Genomic DNA, 18,722 nt, shown 5'->3' on the forward strand with positions numbered 1-18,722 from the left:
TGCAGTGACAGCCGAAACCGTCTTTCAGAGTTCCTTCATGCGAAGGAACTGATTATTCGGTATTAGCCCCGGTTTCCCGGAGTTATCCCCATCTGCAGGGCAGGTTGCCCACGTGTTACTCACCCGTCCGCCGCTAATCAAAAGGAGCAAGCTCCAATTGATTCGCTCGACTTGCATGTATTAGGCATGCCGCCAGCGTTCGTCCTGAGCCAGGATCAAACTCTCCATAGTTCTGAGCGGCGATGCAAGGCACATCACGTCGTCAGCTTCACTCCCTCAGTCGGTCACGTACCTGAGTACGCTCCCTTCCTCGATCGTTCGCTTCCTAGCGCTGCACCTTACCTCACCACTCAGACAATCACTCATCAAATGAATGATTGTAGTAGAGAATTGATTGCTCAATTCGTACTGGCATCATTTAAGATGTCTATCAGATCGATTAAGATCTGTTGTGTTTGTTCCACCGGCAGAACCGGTTTCTCAAACGATAATTCGTTGACATTTTGCTGTTCAGTTTTCAAGGTTCATGTTGTCGTCCTCTCGAAGCGACTTGATTATCTTAACATGTCTGAGAAACTCAGTCAAGTTATTTTTGAAAAACTTTTTTCGTTCATCTCAGCGGTTTTTGTAGGCTAGTTAGTTACCTCCGCGGCGACAAGATTTATAATAACATCGAATGCAATTGTACGTCAACACTTTTTCGAAAAAAGTTTTAAAACCTCATAGCAACGGGGCTGAGTAATAGAAAAACAGCCGTCGAGTACGGCTGTCAGTCGAGTACACTATACATTCTATGATAAAGAAACTCATTTTTGGAGTCGACAGACTTAACTTGAATAATGTTTTTCTCTATTAAGAATTCTATAAGCATTTCAAGATCAACTGAGTACATCCTCAATTCATCATGTTCATGAAGTTCCTGTATCGTCCACGTCTCTTTTCGGGACATGACCTCCAGTATATGACGCGCACCATATTCGGTACGATTATGAATAAAGAATTCACTCGCTAAGAACATAAGCTCCAGCCGTTTCTCAATAGGCTCATCACTCATAATCAGTTCTTCGTAAAGTTTATATATAGAAGGATCGATTTTTTTAACTTGAGACCATACAGTTACTTCAGGAAGAATTCCTTTTTCAATCACTGACAATCTCGCTAAATGATGAAGGGATTGTACCGCATGATGGTAAGCGTCCATATAATGATGCTGTTCAAAAAACGTCTTTCCTTCCATATAACGGCGAACCAGTTTTGCAAGTTCGATTCCCATCTTTAAATCTCTTCCGAAGAAAGGGTATTCTTGCAGTTCCGTTTTCAAGTCTTCTATATATTCGTTGCGATCGAAGAAGACTTTTCCGTAGAAGAGCCAATCTACAACTTTCCGTTTTGTGCCAAGAAGCAGCCATTTCTTCAGCTGGTTCTCACTGATGATGTGCAGCGCTGCCTTCTCTTCACCGTCTGTATAGTGTTTTGTTTGAATGGGAATCGTATTTGATGAGGATATAATCAGCAGGATTTCATCAAAAGTATCAGTCAGGGGATCTCCTTCCCACCGTTTGCTTACGAGCAGTACACCGAGTGTGTCCGGAAAACTTGCCCGTTCTTGATAGATTGGTCTGAGTGTTTGTTCCATTGTAATTCCTCCCTAGATGATATATAAATTCGCCAGAGGTTCCGCAAATCCTCCTTCAAGAGACTCCTATGTTGCTCTACTAGAATATGTGCTATATTAAGGGAGCGAATCACAAGGAGGTAAAGCAATGAAACCTTATAAAAATAAAATCAATCGCATTCGGTCATTTGCTCTTTCACTCATCTTTATCGGAGTGATTGTTATGTATATCGGGCTGTTCTTCAGAAAGTATGAAATCATCATGTTGCTATTTATGGTTCTTGGTGTATTAGCTATTCTAGCAAGCGTCGTCGTTTATGCTTGGATTGGCACCCTTTCAACACGAGCCGTTCAGATTGTTTGCCCGAATTGCGGCAAGGAAACAAAGATGCTTGGACGTGTAGACATGTGCGGTCACTGCAGAGAGCCGCTGACAATGGATCCTGCACTAGAAGGAAAAGACTTTGATGAAATTTATAATAAACCGAATAAACGAAAAAGCTAATGCAAAAAACACGTACTCCTCTTTTATACCATAAGAGAAGTACGTGTTTTTAGTTAGCTTTAGAAACTTTTTCCTCACATGATGGACAAACTCCATATACTTCTAAACGGTGAGAATTCACTTTAAAGCCGGTCACATGGGAAGCCAAACGTTCCACCTCTTCAAGCCCCGGATGATGAAAATCGACAATACTTCCACATTGATCGCAAATAATGTGATAGTGGTCATGTGTTACAAAATCAAATCTGCTGGATGCGTCCCCGTACGTCAACTCCTTAACAAGCCCGGAATTTCTGAACACACGCAGATTATTGTAAACTGTCGCTACACTCATATTTGGAAAATCCTTTTCGAGTGCTTTGTAAATTTCATCCGCCGTTGGATGGGATTCAGAAGAAATGAGGAATTCTAAAATGGCATGTCGCTGCGGAGTGATCCGAACACCACTTTCCTTCAATGTGACTAGCGCATCTTTAAGCATGGCACCAGACATAACGAACACCTCTATTCCATAAGGATTACTTCTTTATAATCATTATAATTAGTTTACTGAATTCGTTGTCTGGTGTCAACCATTCTGGGTTTCCAAGAAAGTGTGCAGGCGGTCAATAGCCTCTTTCTGTCTCAATTACATTTTTAAATTCTTTATTATCCGATAGCCAAACCTGAAGATTCTCATTAAAGATTTCAAGAGCACGCTCCACATATTTCGCTGACAGCGCTGAAACATGCGGTGACACTGTACAGTTTTCCATTTCCCATAAAGGACTTTCTAACGGCAGCGGTTCCTGTTGAAATACATCTAGCACTGCATGAGCAATTTCGCCTTGTTGAAGTGCTTCTACTATAACTTGTTCTTTTACCAAGTCTCCCCGGCCAAAGTTCATAAACACCGCGCTCTTTTTCATGAGCTGGAAATGTGAGCGTTCTAAAATCCATCTTGTCTCCTGGGTACTGGGCAATACAGAGATGATATAATCCGCTTCTGGCAGGTATTCCTGAATATGAGCGAACGAAATGTCCTCGTCCATTCCGTTATGCACACCGCCAGATCGGCTGCAGCCAATTGTATATACCCCGAATGCCTGAAGCAGCCGGCCAATTTCTCCGCCTATTGCACCCGGACCAAGAATAAGCGCTTTAGATCCCCGCAGTTCACTGGACTTCATCTTTTCCCAAACCTTTTGTTTCTGCTGTGCCTGAATAATCGGAAGTGCTCGATTGAGGGATAGAATATGCGCAAGCACCGATTCTGCCATCGGAGTCTTGTGAATCCCGCTCACGTTCGTTACAAGAATTCCCCGCTCCCCCAGTTTTTCAAGCGGCATTTTATCCACTCCTGCTGATGCCACCATGACCCATTTCAAATCCGTGAGCTGATCCAAAATCTCTTCAGTCAAGTCACTGCCGTATGTTACAAGAATTGTAACTTCCTTGCCGCCAGCATCTTCGATGGTATTTGCAAAATCGAAGTGAATTTGCGGGAACTGTTCGCTCAAGCTTTGCCTAAATTGTTCTTTAATGGGAAATGTTACTAATGCATTCGTCATTGCGAATCACCATTCCCTTCATTAGATAACTGCAGTAATGTTTGATACACAGTATCTATATGACCATCCACTTTAACCTTGCGCCACTCTTTAATAACAGTGCCTGTCGGATCAATGAGGAATGTGGAACGCTCAATGCCCATATACTCTTTTCCAAATGTCTTTTTCAGTTTCCATACACCATACAGCTCAGATACTGTATGTTCTGTATCTGCAAGAAGAGAAAATGGAAGTCCATGTTTGTCACTGAATTTGAGATGGGAAGCTTCTCCGTCAGGACTCACACCTAAAATTACTGCATCGAGTGCGTTAAATTCTGCATGATTCTCTTTAAATGTTTGTGCTTCTAATGTACATCCTGGCGTTGCATCCTTAGGGTAGAAGTAAAGAATTACATACTTCTTCCCAGCATATTCAGAAAGTGTTATTGAATTTCCGTTTTCATTTTGTAAGGTAAAATCAGGTGCATGCAACCCTTCAAGCGTCGACATTTCTCATTCCCCCTATCAGATTCTTTCTTATTATAGTATCGGACTACTCCGTCTTTTTCAATTCCTTTGGTGTTTCGCTCATTATTAGGTAAAATAGAAAAGAAGTGATTTGAACGGAGGAATAACAATGGAACGAACTAATTCAGAAGCAATCTATGCAGAAGCGTGCGAACATATTGTAGGCGGGGTTAACAGCCCATCCCGAGGCTACAAAGCTGTAGGCGGAGGAGCACCGACTGTTATGGAACGCGCAGAAGGTCCTTATTTCTGGGACGTTGATGGAAATAAGTTTATTGACTACTTAGGTGCATATGGTCCAATCATTACCGGGCATGCCCATCCTCATATAACAGCAGCTGTCACAAAAGCTGCCGAAAACGGCCTGCTCTACGGAACACCTACTAAACATGAAGTGAAGTTCGCAAAAATGATTAAAGAAGCAATTCCTGGTTTGGATAAAGTCCGATTCGTCAATTCAGGAACTGAAGCTGTCATGACAACAATCCGGGTTTCAAGAGCCTTTACAGGACGCACAAAAATCATGAAATTCGCCGGTTGTTATCACGGACACTCGGATCTAGTTCTAGTGGCAGCTGGTTCAGGACCTGCTACTCTTGGAACTCCGGACTCAGCGGGTGTCCCAAAAACAATTGCAGAAGAAGTCATTACGATTCCATTTAACAATCCTGAAGCATTTAAAGCTGCTATGGACAAATGGGGAGATCAGATTGCTTGCATCTTAGTCGAACCAATCGTCGGGAACTTTGGAATCGTTGAACCTCAAGAAGGTTTCCTTCCACTTGTACACGAGATTGCAAAAGAAAAAGGTGCATTAATCGTATACGATGAAGTCATTACTGCATTCCGTTTCCATTACGGTTCAGCAGCTGAGCTCCTTGGACTACAGCCGGATTTAATGGCACTTGGGAAAATTATCGGCGGCGGACTGCCAATCGGTGCATATGGCGGTAAATCTGAAATCATGGATACAGTCGCACCGCTCGGACCTGCTTATCAGGCAGGAACAATGGCAGGCAATCCAGCATCTATGCTATCAGGGATTGCATGTCTGGAAGTGCTTCAAACTCCTGATCTTTACACAGAACTGGATCGTCTGGGTGCCATGCTGGAAGAAGGAATTCTGCAAGCAGCAAAGAAACACCATGTCCCGATTACCATCAATCGGAAATGCGGCGCCTTAACGGTTTTCTTTACAGAAGAAACAATTGTAAACTACGATCAGGCAGAAGCGACAGACGGAGAACGATTCGGTAAGTTCTTTAAACTGCTGCTAAAGAATGGTGTCAACTTGGCTCCTTCTAAATACGAAGCTTGGTTTATCACCTCTGCACATACAGAGAAAGACATCCAGGATACTTTGGTCGCTGTAGATCTCGCATTTGCAGAACTACTTTAATAATGGCCTGTTGACCAGCTCCGGAATTTATTGTAAAGTAGCGCAAAAGAGACCGTTAAAGAGAGGAATACATTCATGAAACTTGGTGCCCGAAGTTTGAAAACGGGTATTGCGATTGTCTTCGCTTTGTTCGTTGCGCAATTGCTCGATTTGCCCAATCCTGTGTTTGCAGGGATTGCTGCGATATTCGCAATTCAGCCCACCATTTACAGGTCATATTTGCAAGTTATTGAACGAATTCAAGGTAACTTAATCGGTGCTACAATAGGCGTATTCTTTATTCTTATTTTCGGCCATCAGTTGGTCATCATCGGATTGGGAGCCGTAATTGTTATTTTAGTCATGTTAAAACTCGGTCTGGAGAAATCCATTGGTCTTGCACTGGTCACGACGGTTGCTGTTATGGAAATTCAGGGTGACGACTTTCTTTTACTTGCATCCCTTCGTGTATTAACCATTACAATTGGAGTGTTGGCAGCATTTTTAGTTAATCTGCTATTCATACCTCCCAAGTACGAAGTGAAGCTTTTTCAATCCATTCACCAAGTACAAGACGAAATCATACGTTGGATCCGTCTCACTGGGCGGCAAGCATCAGACTTCATTGCAACGAAAAATGTAATTGTGAACTCTAAGGAACAACTGACAAATATTGATCAGCTCTATTTGCTGTATAAGGAAGAACGCTACTATTTAAAAAAGAACCAATATGCAAAAGCTCGAAAGCTCGTCATTTACCGGCAGATGATTGTTGCGTCGAACGCAAGTCTTCAAGTGCTGAAGAAACTTCACTTGTATGAAAGTGAGCTGGCCGTATTGCCTGATCACTTTAAGATGATGATTCAAGAACGACTGGATGCAATCCTCACATATCATGAACAATTGCATTTGAAGTTTGTCGGTAAGTTAAAAGCAGATCAGTTAAGCACAGGGCTTCATGATGAGTATATCCAGCGGCATGAGGTTATGGAAATCTTCGTGAAAGAGATTGTTCTTTCAAAAGAAGAGGATGAAGAGTTCTCCACTTACTATTTGCTTCACATTCTTTCTTCTATTCTTAACTATGAAGAACAGCTGGAACATTTGGATAGTCTCGTCGTCACCTACCAGCGCAGATATGACAGTGAAGCCAATACTAAATTTGATGATGAAATCTATTAAAAAAACCTAGAGGCTAGTAGCAGCCTCTAGGTTTTTCAGCTTTTCATTTTAGGATCGAGTGCATCCCGCAACCCGTCTCCCATTAAGTTAAATCCTAATACCGTCAACATAATCGCGAGTCCGGGGAATATCATCGTCCATGGTGCTGACTGCAAGTAATCTTTGGAATCCGCCAGCATTTTGCCCCATTCCGGCTGAGGTGCTTGGGCTCCCAATCCAAGGAATCCCAGTGCAGCTGCTTCAAGAATTGCAGTTGCAATGGCAAGAGTTCCTTGTACAATCACCGGCGCCATGGAATTCGGTAAAATATGTGAAAACAATATCCGAGCGTCTTTCATCCCGATTGCTTTCGCAGAAGTGATGTACTCATCTTCCTTAATACTAAGCACTTTCGAACGAATCAGCCTTCCGAAGTTCGGAACGTTAATGGTAGCAATGGCAATGAGTGCGTTGCGTAAACTCGGTCCGAGTACAGCTACAATCGCAATCGCAAGCAAAATAGATGGAAACGCAAGCATGATATCAAAGATACGTGAAATAATGATATCTACCCAACGGCCATAATATCCTGCAATAATTCCAAGAATACTCCCCACCACTACGGATCCGATTACTGAGAAGAAGCCGACCGCTAACGAAATACGAGCGCCGTGTATAATTCTTGAAAGAATATCCCGGCCAAAATCATCCGTTCCAAACCAATATTCGGCAGAAGGCGGATGGAGTCGGTCTGCCATATTCTGATCGTTAATTCCTTGGGATGCGATCCATGGTGCTAAAAGAGCGATAACGACAAAGAATACGACGACTGCCATCCCTACAACTGCCACTTTACTTTTCCTAAAGCCGTACCAGGCATCCCGCCAAGGTCCGGACTCTTTCTCAATTTGAGCTTCTGCAATCCCATCAATCTTTGGTGTCAGTTCAGACATGGTGCCAACCTCCTTCCTCAATCATATTTTATCCTCGGATCAATCACGCCATAGAGTAAGTCAACGATGAGATTGATCATTACAAAGAAGAATGCAACAATCAAAATCCCTGATTGGATTACTGGGTAATCTCTATAGTTAATAGCATCATAGATGTAGCGTCCGATACCTGGCCATGCGAAGATTGTTTCTGTAAGAATCGCACCGCCGAGGAGCATCCCCATTTGCAGACCGACAATCGTCAAAACCGGAATAATTGCATTTTTCAACGCGTGCTTATAAACAACCCAAAACATTTTTTGACCTTTTGCCCGTGCTGTTCGAATATAATCTGCACGCATAACTTCGAGCATACTGGATCTAGTCATTCTAGCGATAATCGCCATCGGAATTGTTGCTAGAGCAAGTCCCGGAAGTATTAAGTGCTTGAACACTTCCCACAGCTGATCAAATCTGCCGTTGATCATCGCGTCAATCATATACAAGTTCGTGACCGCCGAAACTGGATCTCGCACTTGCTCACGGCCTGTCGTTGGAAGCCATTGAAGTTCAATCGCAAATGCCCATTGGCCAAGCAAACCGAGCCAGAAGATCGGCATCGATACACCAACAAGAGCCAAAATCATTGCCGTATAGTCGAACCATGAATTTTGGAACCAAGCAGAAATGATACCTGCGTTGATGCCGATGACAACTGCGATAATCATCGCGAACAATGCTAGCTCAAGTGTCGCTGCAAGGTACGGCCAGATTTCGTCCGCAACTGGCAATCTCGTTCTCATTGACTCTCCAAGATCACCTGTAAAGAGTCCTTTTAAATAACTGAAGAATTGAATATACCATGGCTGGTCCAGCCCTAATTTCGCATTGAGCGCAGCAACCGCCTCAGGTGTTGCTTGCTGGCCTAATATGACTTGTGCAGGATTTCCAGGAATCGCGCGGATCATCATAAATACAACAAATGTCATTCCTAGTAAAACAGGAATTAGTTGAAATAATCGTTTTCCTATGTAACTGAGCATTCGGTTCACCTCTCATGGCTCTTTTTTCCTTTAGCGCAGAACAGTGCTTTTTAAAACATGAAAGGGGGTATGGCTTAGCGCCTCCCCCTCTTCATACAGTCATGTGGACTTCAGGCTTACTTAAAATCTACATTTGAAAGCAAGTCAGAACCTGTAGGATGCGGTACAAATCCAGTAAGATCCGCTGCTCCGCCAAGTAATGGCGTTGAGTGAGCAAGTGGTACCCATGGAGCTTCTTCATGAAGAATTTCTTGAGCTTTCATGTAAAGCTCGTTACGCTTATCTTCATCAACTTCAGTTTGTGCTTCAAGGAATAACTTGTGTGTTTCATCATTCTTGAAGTATGTGTAGTTGTTACTAGCAATATTGTCTTCATCAAGCAGCACGTATAGGAAGTTATCAGCGTCGCCGTTATCTCCTGTCCATCCAAGCATGAAGGCATCTGCTTCACCTTTACTAGCTTTGTCAAGATACGTTGCCCACTCATATGAAACGATTTTTGCTTTAATGCCTACGTCAGCCAAGTTGCTTTGAATAACTTCAGCAACTTTTGTGCCATCTGGCATGTATGGACGCGGAACTGGCATTGCCCATAGTTCCATTTCGAATCCATCTTCAAGTCCTGCTGCCTTTAGTAATTCTTTTGCTTTTTCAGGGTCGTATGCATATTCTTCAATCTCATCATTGTAACCGGAGATAGACGAAGGCATTGGGTTTTTCGCAGATTCTGCGCGGCCTTCAAAGAACGAATCAATGATTGTTTGCTTGTCGATCGCATAGTTCATCGCCTGACGTACTTCTTTCTTATCGAATGGAGGACGAGTTACTGTAAGACCTAAGTAACCAACGTTCATAGATGGGCGTTCGAACAATTGAAGTTTGCTGTCTCCTTCAATTTTCGCTCCATCTGCAGGGTTGATGCCATCTGCCAAATCGATTTCTCCTGAAGTCAATGCATTCAAACGTGCCGCATTATCAGGAATTGCACGGAATACTACTTTATCAAGCTTAGGAAGTCCTTCTTGCCAGTAATCTGCGTTCTTTTCAATTGTGATAGAATCATTTGGTTTCCATTCAACAAATTTGAACGGACCTGTTCCTACTGGGTTACGTTCGTATTCATCGTCACCTTTAGCAAATGCTTCAGGGCTTGAAATTGCAAACATGCTCATTGCCAGGTTTTTCAAGAATGGTGCTTGTGGACGCTTAAGTGTGAACACGACTGTGTTTTCATCTTCAGCCATTACAGACTCGATGACTGCATCTTCGTCTCCGTCGAATCCACCGAACATTGAGCTATAATATGGGAACATTTCAGCATCCCCAGCTGCCCAGCGCGCAAAGTTCGCAACAACTGCATCTGCGTTAAAATCTGTTCCATCATGGAACTTAACGCCTTCTTCAAGGTTGAATGTATACGTCAATCCGTCATCAGATGTCGTCCAGTCTTTTGCAAGACCCGGCTTAATCGTCGTATCTTGCTCACCGAAGTTCACAAGTGTTTCGAATAGATTGACTGTCACTTTAAATGTTTCTCCTTCAGTAACACGAGACGGATCGAGAGAAGTTGAATCGCCCCCGCGTCCAAATACTAACGTTTTTTCTTTCCCGCTAGCTTTCCCACCGTCTTTCTCTGCGCCTTCTTCTTTGTCGTCACTTCCACAAGCAGCAAGTGCTGTAGAAAGAACGAGAAGCATTACAAGCGCAAGTGACCATAATTTCCCTTTCCTCATAAAGACCCCTCCATCTCTTTTTCTTTCATTTCTATGTCAGTGTCTGCTTGTTCACTATAAAGGTGACAAGCGACAGATTGACCATTCTCATGTTCTGTCAGCTTTGGAGAGACTTTCGTACAGATATCCATTTTAAAAGGACAGCGTGTATGGAACGTGCACCCGGAAGGCGGATTCGCCGGACTCGGGATATCTCCATCAATCATCACTTGTTCTTTTACGAAGTCAGGATCCGGTACAGGTACCGCTGACAAAAGCGCTTTCGTATATGGATGAAGCGGATTTGCGTATAGCTGCTCGCTTGGAGCAAGTTCTACCATCTTTCCTAAATACATCACTCCGACTCGATCGCTGATGTGGCGTACCACTCCAAGATCATGGGCGATGAAGATGTAGGTTAAGTCAAACTCTTTCTGAAGATCCTGCATCAAGTTCAATACTTGGGCTTGTATCGATACATCAAGCGCAGACACAGGTTCATCTGCAATGATCAGTTTCGGATTAGTCATAAGTGCACGCGCAATTCCGATACGCTGCCGCTGTCCCCCGCTGAATTGGTGAGGATAGCGCTTCGCATGGAATGCACTCAAGCCCACAATCTCTAAAAATTTAATAACGGACTTTCTCCGTTCCTTAGCATCGGAAATCCCATGCACAAGAAGCGGCTCTTCTAGTATCTTTCCAATTGTATGCCGCGGATTAAGTGAAGCATACGGATCTTGGAACACCATTTGAATGTCGCGCCGCATCTTTCTCATTTCGTTCGTTGACAAAGACGTTAACTCTTTCCCGTCAAACTCGACAGTTCCTTCGGTCGGCTCCAAAAGTCTCATAAGCACGCGGCCAGTTGTCGACTTTCCGCAACCGCTTTCCCCTACGATGCCAAGCGTTTCACCTTTGTTTACATAAAACGATATATCATCTACTGCCTTCACATGGCCTACTGTTTTTCCTAGAAGACCTTTTTTAATAGGGAAGTACTTTTTAAGACCTTCAACTTTCAACAAAGGCTTTTGGTCCATCTTCCATCACTCCTTCCTCGCTATATAAGAAGCATCTCGTCTGATGACCTGTTTCTGTGTGAATCAGTGCTGGATCTTCAACTAAACATCTGTCAAATGCAAATTCACATCGAGCGGCAAACTTACATCCGCTTTTAATGGAACCTGGTTTCGGGACATTCCCCGGGATTGAGTAAAGCCGGTCTTTTTTGTAACGCATATCCGGCACCGATTGGATGAGTCCTTTGGTGTATGGATGCTGGGGATCTTCAAAAATTTTCTTAACGGGCGCCTCTTCGATTACTTGACCGGCATACATGACAATCACTCGCTCGCACGTCTCAGCCACTACACCGAGGTCGTGGGTGATTAACATAATCGCTGTATCGAGCCGCGTATTCAATTCTTTCATCAGCTTCAAAATTTGAGCTTGAATTGTTACATCCAGCGCGGTAGTGGGTTCATCTGCAATGAGAAGCTTCGGGTCACAAACGAGTGCCATCGCAATCATTACCCGCTGTCGCATTCCGCCAGATAACTGATGAGGATATTCGTCGATTAACTCATCCGCACGCGGCAAACCAACTAGCTTCAACATTTCAACAGCCCGGGCGCGTGCTCGTTTTTTAGACCACTTTTTTTCATGAATCAAAATCGCTTCGGACATCTGATTTCCAATTGTGAAAAGAGGATTCAACGAGGTCATTGGTTCTTGGAAAATCATCGCGATGTCGTTCCCGCGTATGTATCGCATTTCTTTCTCGCTTTTTTTCAGTAAGTCATTACCTTGAAATAGTATTTCGCCACCCGTAATTTTCCCTGGAGGTTTCGGCACTAGACCCATCACTGAAAGCGAGGTTACGCTTTTTCCACATCCTGATTCCCCCACTATACCAAGCACTTCCCCTTCTCTCACAAAGAAATCTACGTGATCGACTGCTGGAATTGCTCCTGAATCAGTAAAGAAAGTGGTCTGCAAGTCTTTAACTTCTAAGACCTTTTTTCGTTCGCTCATGGTACCGCCCTCTCTCAATACTATTTTTCTAAAAATAACTTCTATTCAGTATTATACGTTTTTTTAAACGTAAATCAAGACAATTTTCAATGCAATCAAAAAAAGCAGACAATTAAGGTTTACCCTTTTGATTGTCTGCTTTAGGTTATATAGTTTGAACTTGAAATAAATCGTAATAGATTCCTTGCTTCTCGATAAGTTCAGCATGAGTCCCTTGCTCTTTCAATTCCCCATGGTCAATCACCAGGATTTTGTCCGCATGCGTAATGGTCGACAGCCTATGTGCGACAATTACAGTTGTCCGATCATGAGCAAGCCGGCTCAAAGAATCTTGGATAAGTGCTTCACTCTCTAGATCCAGTGCTGAAGTGGCTTCATCCAAGATGAGCATTGGCGGATTCTTCAAAAATACACGCGCGATTGAGAGCCGCTGTTTCTGGCCGCCCGATAGTTTCACTCCGCGTTCCCCGACTTTTGTCTCATAGCCTTCCGGCAGCTCCATGATGAAGTCATGAGCATTGGCAGCTTTCGCAGCAGAAATAACCTCTTCTTCCGAAGCGTCTGGCTTACCCATCAGAATATTGCTGCGTACCGAATCGCTGAATAGGATACTATCCTGCAGCACCATACCGATCTGATCCCGCAGCGTTTTTGCCTGTATATCACGCAAGTCGTGACCATCGATAAGAATAGCCCCGCCTGTGACATCGTAGAAACGCGGAATCAGGCTGACGATCGTAGACTTTCCGCCGCCGCTCATCCCGACAAGCGCGACTGTTTCACCTGGTTTCACAGTGAAATTCATATCCTTTAAAACTGGAAACCCTTCCTTTTCATAAGCGAATTCTACGTGATCGAATTCAATTTCACCTTGAATGGCCGGCAATGCACCCGCATCTTTTTTATCCGTCACTTCATACGGTTCCTGCATCAATTCAAATACACGGTCCATCGATGCAAACGATTGAGTTAAAGAAGTTGACGCATTGACGAGTCTGCGCAGCGGACTGTATAACCGTTCAATATAGGCAATGAATGCGACCATCGTTCCGACAGACAAAGAACCATTGATAACTTGATACCCCGCATATGTAATGACCAGCAGCGGAGCAACATCAGTTATGGTGTTCACAACTGCAAATGCCTTCGCATTCCATTTCGTATGTTCAATCGCTTTGTCGAGAAACTTTCCATTCGTCTCATCAAAACGATCTTGTTCAATTGCTTCCAGCGAAAAACTCTTAATGACACTTACCCCTGCAACACGTTCATGCAAATAGCTTTGAACGTTTGCCAGTGCCTGCGATCGTTCACCTGTCAGCTGACGGAGCTTGCCAAAAAAGTGTTTCACGCTGAATGCATAGAACGGGAACGCCAGCAGTGTTACAAGTGTCAATGGCACGTCCATGGAGAGCATAATCCCAATCGCGATAAGAATTGTCGCAAGATCCAGCCAAACGTTCATTAAACCGATCATAACGAAGTTTTTCGTTTGCTCCACGTCATTGATAATCCGGGAAATCACTTCCCCGGCGCGCGTTTCCGTGTAAAAACGCAAGCTGAGCTTTTGCAAGTGTCCGTACAAATTTTGCCGTATATCATATAGTATTTTATTACTGACTAACTGAGCGTAATATTGGCGGTAGTATTCAACTGGCGGCCGGATGATAAAAAACACAAGGGCCGTTCCGCCAAGCCAGTAGAAAAGTTGTGCAGTTTTTTCATCTGCTGTCATCGTTGGTGATCCAATGACGTCATCAATTACAATTTTTATGAGAAACGGGATGAATAGCGGAATCGCAAACTTGATGATTCCAATGATTACAGTTAATACAATCTGCCAGGTATAGGGTTTAACAAATTTCAAATATCGTTTAGTACTTTCTCCCATTTCATACCTCCTATCTAAAAAAGCCTGCCGCAAAGATCGCAGCCCGGCTTATCATTCTTCACTTTTCATATTCTTATTAAACTCATAACGGGATGTCCAGACATTTATGAAATCTGGAGCAAACGGACCCTTGCGCTGCTTGATCCAGCTAAGAAGTGTCTCAAGATTACGACGTAAGATTTTATCAATCACTTCGGGATAGCCCATTTTCTTTTTATGATCTGCATATTCATCTTCATCCAAGATGAGGTAGCTCATATCAGGAAAAACCTTGACATCCAAATCGTAGTCAATGTATTTAATGGAGTTATTATCGAACACGAACGGTGAACTGATGTTGACATAGTAATATACACCATCTTCCCGAAGCATGCAGATGATGTTAAACCAGCGTTCCGCATGGAAATAGCAGATTGACGGTTCGCGTGTAATCCACGTTCTGCCATCCGATTCCGTGACGAGCGTTCGATCGTTTGCTCCGATAATAATATTGCGGGTACCTTTCAGAACCATTGTCTCTTGCCAAACTCTGTGGATATGGCCATCGTGCTTATAACTATGTACTTGTACTGTTTCCCCTTCTTTTGGAATATCCATCCTTAAAACCACCTTTTTATGACCGGGAAATTTACCGCTCCATTCTTATCACAACATTATACCAACCGTACCTGAAAATAGAAAATGTTTGACCCTGTTGTGAATTGAAAAACCGGCAAGGAGTCAATTGCTCCTGCCGGCCGGTGGTGTCCATCCAATTATTTTGTCTGGTCTTCGTAACTGTTTGCACGTGCTCCTGAAGCTTTTCGTTTGTTCGCTTCAGCTTTTTGGTTTTGTTGTTTCACGTGCTGTACATCAGTTTCGGCTCCAAACTCTTCGTTCATGAGCGGATTGTTTTGTTGGTTTTGTTGGTTGTATTGCTGTTGCTGGTTGTTTTTCTGATTCCGCTGGTTGTTTGTTGTCATGGATATTCACCTCCGTAACAACTAGCATATCCAGCCGTTCGTAAATTATCCTGTTCTTATCTATTTATTTTTTCAATTGCTCCAGAAGTTTGCTCATCGGTTTCGATTTTGGGAGAAGCTCCAATTCTTCCTCAGAGAAAAAACGGTATCCTTCAGGAATCGGTGAAGCATCAAGGAGCACTGCATGAACCCCTTCAACCAGCCAGGTGACATGCGAAAAGATATGCTTAAACTGCGTGTAGGCTTGTCTTTGTTCAATAAGCAGGCCCGTTTCGTTCTTCAACGACTCGGAGATTTCCAGTGCAGGACTGTCTTCAATTTGCGGGAACTCCCAAAAATCTCCGAGGAGCCCATTTGAGGGTCTTTTTCTTAATAACCACTTTCCTCCAGGTTCAGAAATTGCAAAGGATCGGATCGTCACGACTTTCTTCTTCATCTTTTTCGTTTTAACTGGAAGTTCATCTTGTTTTCCTTCTTCAAAGGCTGCACAAAATTCTCTAACCGGACAGAGCAGACAGCGCGGATTAGGTGTACAAATAGTTGCTCCCAGTTCCATAATAGCCTGATTGAAAGAGGACGGGTCTGTTTCATCAATCACTTCCATCACTCGCTGCTCAAATACCTTTTTCGTTTTTGGAATTGCAATATCTTCTTCAATTAAAAAAAGTCTTGAGAACACACGCATGACATTTCCATCCACTGCATGTTCAGGAACCCCGTAGGCTATACTTAAAACGGCCCCGGCAGTATAGGGTCCAATTCCTTTCAATTTCAAAATCTCATTGCGGGTTTGAGGAATTTTACTATCATAACTCTCTACAACTTCTTTAACGCCTGCCTGTAAATTCCGGACACGAGAATAGTATCCTAACCCTTCCCAATGTTTAAGAACATGTTCTTCCTCAGCTTCAGCCAGGGATTCCATTGTAGGAAAGGATTCAATGAATCGTTCATAATACGGGATGACCGTATCGACTCTCGTTTGCTGCAGCATGACTTCCGAAACCCATATATAGTAGGGATTCGATGTTCTCCTCCATGGCAAGTCTCTTTTTTCCTGATGATACCAAGAAAGAAGTCTTTCGTTAAACTCTTCCTTCTGCGAAATTTTCATGGACAAACCCCTTCTAACGGATAATACTTTTAGGTTATTCAAATTTGGGTATATAATTAAGTAACTGTTGAATTCGTTTCAATGGATACGTCAATTTAAAGGAGTGATGGAGTGGACACGGGAACACATATTGCAATGGGCATTGCTATAAGCGGACTTGCAATGGCAGATCCGATCGTTGCCTCACACTCAGCAACAATGGGTCCGGTTTTCGCGGGTATTATGCTAGGTTCGCTTGCACCGGATACGGATACCGTTCTAAAACTGCGTAATAATGCTGTTTATATACGGAATCATAGAGGAATCACGCACTCCATACCAGCTGTCCTTTTATGGCCGATTGTTATTTCCATCGTATTATCATTTTTTGTACCTGAAACAAATTACATTCATTTATGGGCGTGGACATTTCTCGCTGTTTTCATCCATGTGTTTGTTGACATCTTTAATTCATACGGGACGCAGGCACTCAGGCCTTTTTCACATAGATGGGTCGCTTTAAGCGTCATCAATACGTTTGATCCGATTATTTTCGCTTTACATGCAATCGCGATCGCAGCGTGGATATTCGGGGCACCGCCTGTTCTAACGATGAGTATATTGTATGGCGTCGTCTTCATCTATTATTTACTGCGATTCGCAGTACGCGGAGCAGTTAAAAGAGCTGTTAACAATACGATTCCAAATGCAACTGACATATACATCGCTCCGACGATGCGGTTCTTCCAATGGAGAATTGCTGCTTCAACTGAAAAAGATCATTACGTGGGACGTGCATACGGCCGGTCTGTAAACATTTACGATCACTTCGATCGAAAACCTTTACCGGAATCTCCGTATGTGAAAGCAGCTTTGACAGACAGAAACGTAAAGGCATTCGTCTCATTCTCTCCTATTTATCGCTGGGAAATCTCACAAGTCGATGTACTGACTGAAGTTCGCCTGATCGACTTGCGTTATCGAAGTAAAACGTTTTATCCCTTTGTCGCAGTTGCACATATTGACGAAGACTTCAACGTGGTGAACTCCTATACAGGATGGATCTTCTCGGAAGACAAATTGCGTAAGAAATTGAACTTCCTAGAAGAATCGTAACGTCTTTAAATCATTTTCCGGATTTGACGGATGTAAGCATGGCGAGCGGAAGCGCTTCTTCAGCGTATTCGCCGCCCATGCGGTATCCCCAGGCAAAATGTCCTTTTAAGTAATCCACTTTAAAGAAGTATCCTTCATCTCCTTGGATTTTATAGATTTCTCCAGGTACTATTGAAGCCGGATCGACTAGGAAAGATTGGGCCATTACTGCTTTACGCTGGTAAACTGCGTATTCGTTCAAAATCCCGAGCTGTTCGGCTTTTCTTGCTTTCTCCATAAGCCGTGCAATTTCTGTACGCAATTCTTGTTCAGTCATTTGACTGTATTTTTTTTCATTCAGCATCTTCTTCAAGCTCCTTTTTTTCAATGAACGCATCAATTCGATCAAACGGAATTCCTTTTTGATACATCGCTTGTTTTACACGTCTTTTTCGGTCGTACCCCTTGTACTTTATGCTGACACGACGCCAAGCTTTTTCTCCAGTTGTTTCGGTTATAGAAGTCCATTCATCTTCATCCGGTTCAAATTCAACTGCATTAATCGCTTCTTTAATGATGTCAAACGAAAATCCTTTGCGTTGAAGTGCGTTTTGAATCCGTTGTTTGAGTTGAGCGGGTGCAATTGTATGATGTTTGCGTGCTGCTTTTTCTGCTAGTTTAGTTGCAGTCTCTAACTGTTCTTTCGGATCATATTCTTCCAGTACAGACTCTTGTATGGACGGGTCAATTCCTTTATTCTTCATTTCCTGTTTGATAGCATTCGGTCCCTTCGAAGATGTATTTTTTTGAGTACTGAGCAGAGCTTTTGAAAAAGCCTGATCATCCAGGAAACCTAGCTTTTTCAACTTTATAATGGCTTCTTTAATGACCGATTCTCCGAACTCGGCCTGCAGAAGCTTTTGTTTCACTTCATGTTCACTTCGCATTCTGAAACCAAGAAAATGAAGGGCTCTGTTAAAGGCACGTTGAATCTCTTCTTCATAGACAAGGTCTTCTTTTTCCCAGTTATCCAGCTGCATTCCTTTTGTTAAGCCGAATTTAACGAGATTCGCTTCATGTACGCTGAACGCGTAAATTTCGTCTAAAAAGATATTGTAACGTTCTTTATCACGCGTTTGCTGCGTAATTTTTGTTATGACCGGCACGTCCATCACCTCCCGTTACTAATAGTATACCTGTTCTCATTATGCGGGTCAGCTGTTTCGTTTATCATTTTCG

Annotated in this window: 20 protein-coding genes and 1 rRNA gene (1 of these 21 cut by a window edge); 4 read left to right on the top strand and 17 right to left on the bottom strand. The window is 43.1% G+C overall.

Annotated elements, in window-relative coordinates:
• The 3 genes from PGH26_RS11680 to PGH26_RS11690 form a co-directional block, all read right to left on the bottom strand.
• A 16S ribosomal RNA gene (locus PGH26_RS11680) occupies positions 1 to 231 on the bottom strand; it reaches 1,321 nt to the left of the window's first position.
• 167 nt (positions 232 to 398) lie between these two features.
• Entirely contained in the window at positions 399 to 521 is a 123-nt protein-coding gene (locus PGH26_RS11685) for a hypothetical protein (RefSeq protein WP_323691235.1), read from the bottom strand.
• A 248-nt stretch (positions 522 to 769) separates the two neighbouring features.
• The gene (locus tag PGH26_RS11690; protein ID WP_323691236.1) at positions 770 to 1,636 is read right to left on the bottom strand and encodes a nucleotidyltransferase-like protein; all 867 of its coding nucleotides are present in this window, start codon (positions 1,634 to 1,636) and stop codon (positions 770 to 772) included.
• Between the two features lie 127 nt (positions 1,637 to 1,763).
• On the opposite strand from PGH26_RS11690, the gene PGH26_RS11695 reads away from it, so the two are divergent.
• Positions 1,764 to 2,120: a YgzB family protein gene (locus PGH26_RS11695; RefSeq protein ID WP_323691237.1), complete on the top strand. Its 357-nt coding sequence runs from the start codon at positions 1,764 to 1,766 to the stop codon at positions 2,118 to 2,120.
• A 49-nt stretch (positions 2,121 to 2,169) separates the two neighbouring features.
• Here PGH26_RS11695 and perR read toward each other — a convergent pair whose 3' ends face one another.
• The 3 genes from perR to bcp all read right to left on the bottom strand — a co-directional run bounded on the left by perR (position 2,170) and on the right by bcp (position 4,161).
• Positions 2,170 to 2,613, bottom strand: a complete 444-nt coding sequence (perR, locus tag PGH26_RS11700) for a peroxide-responsive transcriptional repressor PerR (protein ID WP_323691238.1) — start codon at positions 2,611 to 2,613, stop codon at positions 2,170 to 2,172.
• 112 nt (positions 2,614 to 2,725) lie between these two features.
• The gene (locus PGH26_RS11705; protein WP_323691239.1) at positions 2,726 to 3,670 is read right to left on the bottom strand and encodes a D-2-hydroxyacid dehydrogenase; all 945 of its coding nucleotides are present in this window, start codon (positions 3,668 to 3,670) and stop codon (positions 2,726 to 2,728) included.
• Positions 3,667 to 4,161, bottom strand: a complete 495-nt coding sequence (bcp, locus tag PGH26_RS11710; RefSeq protein WP_323691240.1) for a thioredoxin-dependent thiol peroxidase — start codon at positions 4,159 to 4,161, stop codon at positions 3,667 to 3,669. The genes PGH26_RS11705 and bcp overlap by 4 nt, the downstream gene beginning before the upstream one ends.
• Before the next feature lie 127 nt (positions 4,162 to 4,288).
• Here bcp and PGH26_RS11715 point away from each other — a divergent pair, with 127 nt between their 5' ends.
• The gene (locus PGH26_RS11715; protein ID WP_323691241.1) at positions 4,289 to 5,578 is read left to right on the top strand and encodes a glutamate-1-semialdehyde 2,1-aminomutase; all 1,290 of its coding nucleotides are present in this window, start codon (positions 4,289 to 4,291) and stop codon (positions 5,576 to 5,578) included.
• Positions 5,579 to 5,653: 75 nt separating this feature from the next.
• On the top strand, positions 5,654 to 6,739 hold the full coding sequence (locus PGH26_RS11720) for an FUSC family protein (RefSeq protein ID WP_323691242.1): 1,086 nt from the start codon (positions 5,654 to 5,656) through the stop codon (positions 6,737 to 6,739).
• A gap of 35 nt (positions 6,740 to 6,774) precedes the next feature.
• Here the strand turns inward: PGH26_RS11720 and nikC are convergent, their stop codons facing one another.
• The 9 genes from nikC to mutY all read right to left on the bottom strand — a co-directional run bounded on the left by nikC (position 6,775) and on the right by mutY (position 16,409).
• Positions 6,775 to 7,671, bottom strand: a complete 897-nt coding sequence (gene nikC / locus PGH26_RS11725; RefSeq protein WP_323691243.1) for a nickel transporter permease — start codon at positions 7,669 to 7,671, stop codon at positions 6,775 to 6,777.
• A 17-nt stretch (positions 7,672 to 7,688) separates the two neighbouring features.
• Entirely contained in the window at positions 7,689 to 8,693 is a 1,005-nt protein-coding gene (locus tag PGH26_RS11730; RefSeq protein WP_323691244.1) for an ABC transporter permease, read from the bottom strand.
• Between the two features lie 116 nt (positions 8,694 to 8,809).
• On the bottom strand, positions 8,810 to 10,426 hold the full coding sequence (locus tag PGH26_RS11735; protein ID WP_323691245.1) for an ABC transporter substrate-binding protein: 1,617 nt from the start codon (positions 10,424 to 10,426) through the stop codon (positions 8,810 to 8,812).
• Positions 10,423 to 11,448 (bottom strand): ABC transporter ATP-binding protein, encoded by a 1,026-nt coding sequence (locus PGH26_RS11740; RefSeq protein ID WP_323691246.1) that lies wholly within the window; start codon positions 11,446 to 11,448, stop codon positions 10,423 to 10,425. The genes PGH26_RS11735 and PGH26_RS11740 overlap by 4 nt, the downstream gene beginning before the upstream one ends.
• The gene (locus PGH26_RS11745) at positions 11,420 to 12,442 is read right to left on the bottom strand and encodes an ABC transporter ATP-binding protein (protein WP_323691247.1); all 1,023 of its coding nucleotides are present in this window, start codon (positions 12,440 to 12,442) and stop codon (positions 11,420 to 11,422) included. The genes PGH26_RS11740 and PGH26_RS11745 overlap by 29 nt, the downstream gene beginning before the upstream one ends.
• Positions 12,443 to 12,587: 145 nt before the next feature.
• The gene (locus PGH26_RS11750; protein ID WP_323691248.1) at positions 12,588 to 14,333 is read right to left on the bottom strand and encodes an ABC transporter ATP-binding protein; all 1,746 of its coding nucleotides are present in this window, start codon (positions 14,331 to 14,333) and stop codon (positions 12,588 to 12,590) included.
• Between the two features lie 51 nt (positions 14,334 to 14,384).
• Positions 14,385 to 14,930 carry a nucleoside tri-diphosphate phosphatase gene (gene ntdP / locus PGH26_RS11755; protein WP_323691249.1) on the bottom strand — a complete coding sequence of 182 codons (546 nt, stop codon included), beginning with the start codon at positions 14,928 to 14,930 and terminating at the stop codon, positions 14,385 to 14,387.
• A 158-nt stretch (positions 14,931 to 15,088) separates the two neighbouring features.
• Positions 15,089 to 15,295: a gamma-type small acid-soluble spore protein gene (locus PGH26_RS11760; protein ID WP_323691250.1), complete on the bottom strand. Its 207-nt coding sequence runs from the start codon at positions 15,293 to 15,295 to the stop codon at positions 15,089 to 15,091.
• A 64-nt stretch (positions 15,296 to 15,359) separates the two neighbouring features.
• Positions 15,360 to 16,409 (bottom strand): A/G-specific adenine glycosylase, encoded by a 1,050-nt coding sequence (mutY, locus tag PGH26_RS11765; protein WP_323691251.1) that lies wholly within the window; start codon positions 16,407 to 16,409, stop codon positions 15,360 to 15,362.
• A 111-nt stretch (positions 16,410 to 16,520) separates the two neighbouring features.
• Here mutY and PGH26_RS11770 point away from each other — a divergent pair, with 111 nt between their 5' ends.
• Positions 16,521 to 17,504, top strand: a complete 984-nt coding sequence (locus tag PGH26_RS11770; protein ID WP_323691252.1) for a metal-dependent hydrolase — start codon at positions 16,521 to 16,523, stop codon at positions 17,502 to 17,504.
• 10 nt (positions 17,505 to 17,514) lie between these two features.
• On the opposite strand, the gene PGH26_RS11775 is transcribed toward PGH26_RS11770, so the two are convergent.
• Complete coding sequence (locus tag PGH26_RS11775) at positions 17,515 to 17,847, bottom strand: YfhH family protein (RefSeq protein ID WP_323691253.1); 333 nt, start codon at positions 17,845 to 17,847, stop codon at positions 17,515 to 17,517.
• On the bottom strand, positions 17,837 to 18,655 hold the full coding sequence (gene recX / locus PGH26_RS11780; protein ID WP_323691254.1) for a recombination regulator RecX: 819 nt from the start codon (positions 18,653 to 18,655) through the stop codon (positions 17,837 to 17,839). Before recX ends, PGH26_RS11775 begins: the two co-directional genes overlap by 11 nt.
• Positions 18,656 to 18,722: the final 67 nt, after the last annotated feature.

It is taken from the genome of Sporosarcina jeotgali, assembly GCF_033304595.1.
Classification (GTDB): Bacteria; Bacillota; Bacilli; order Bacillales_A; family Planococcaceae; genus Sporosarcina; species Sporosarcina jeotgali.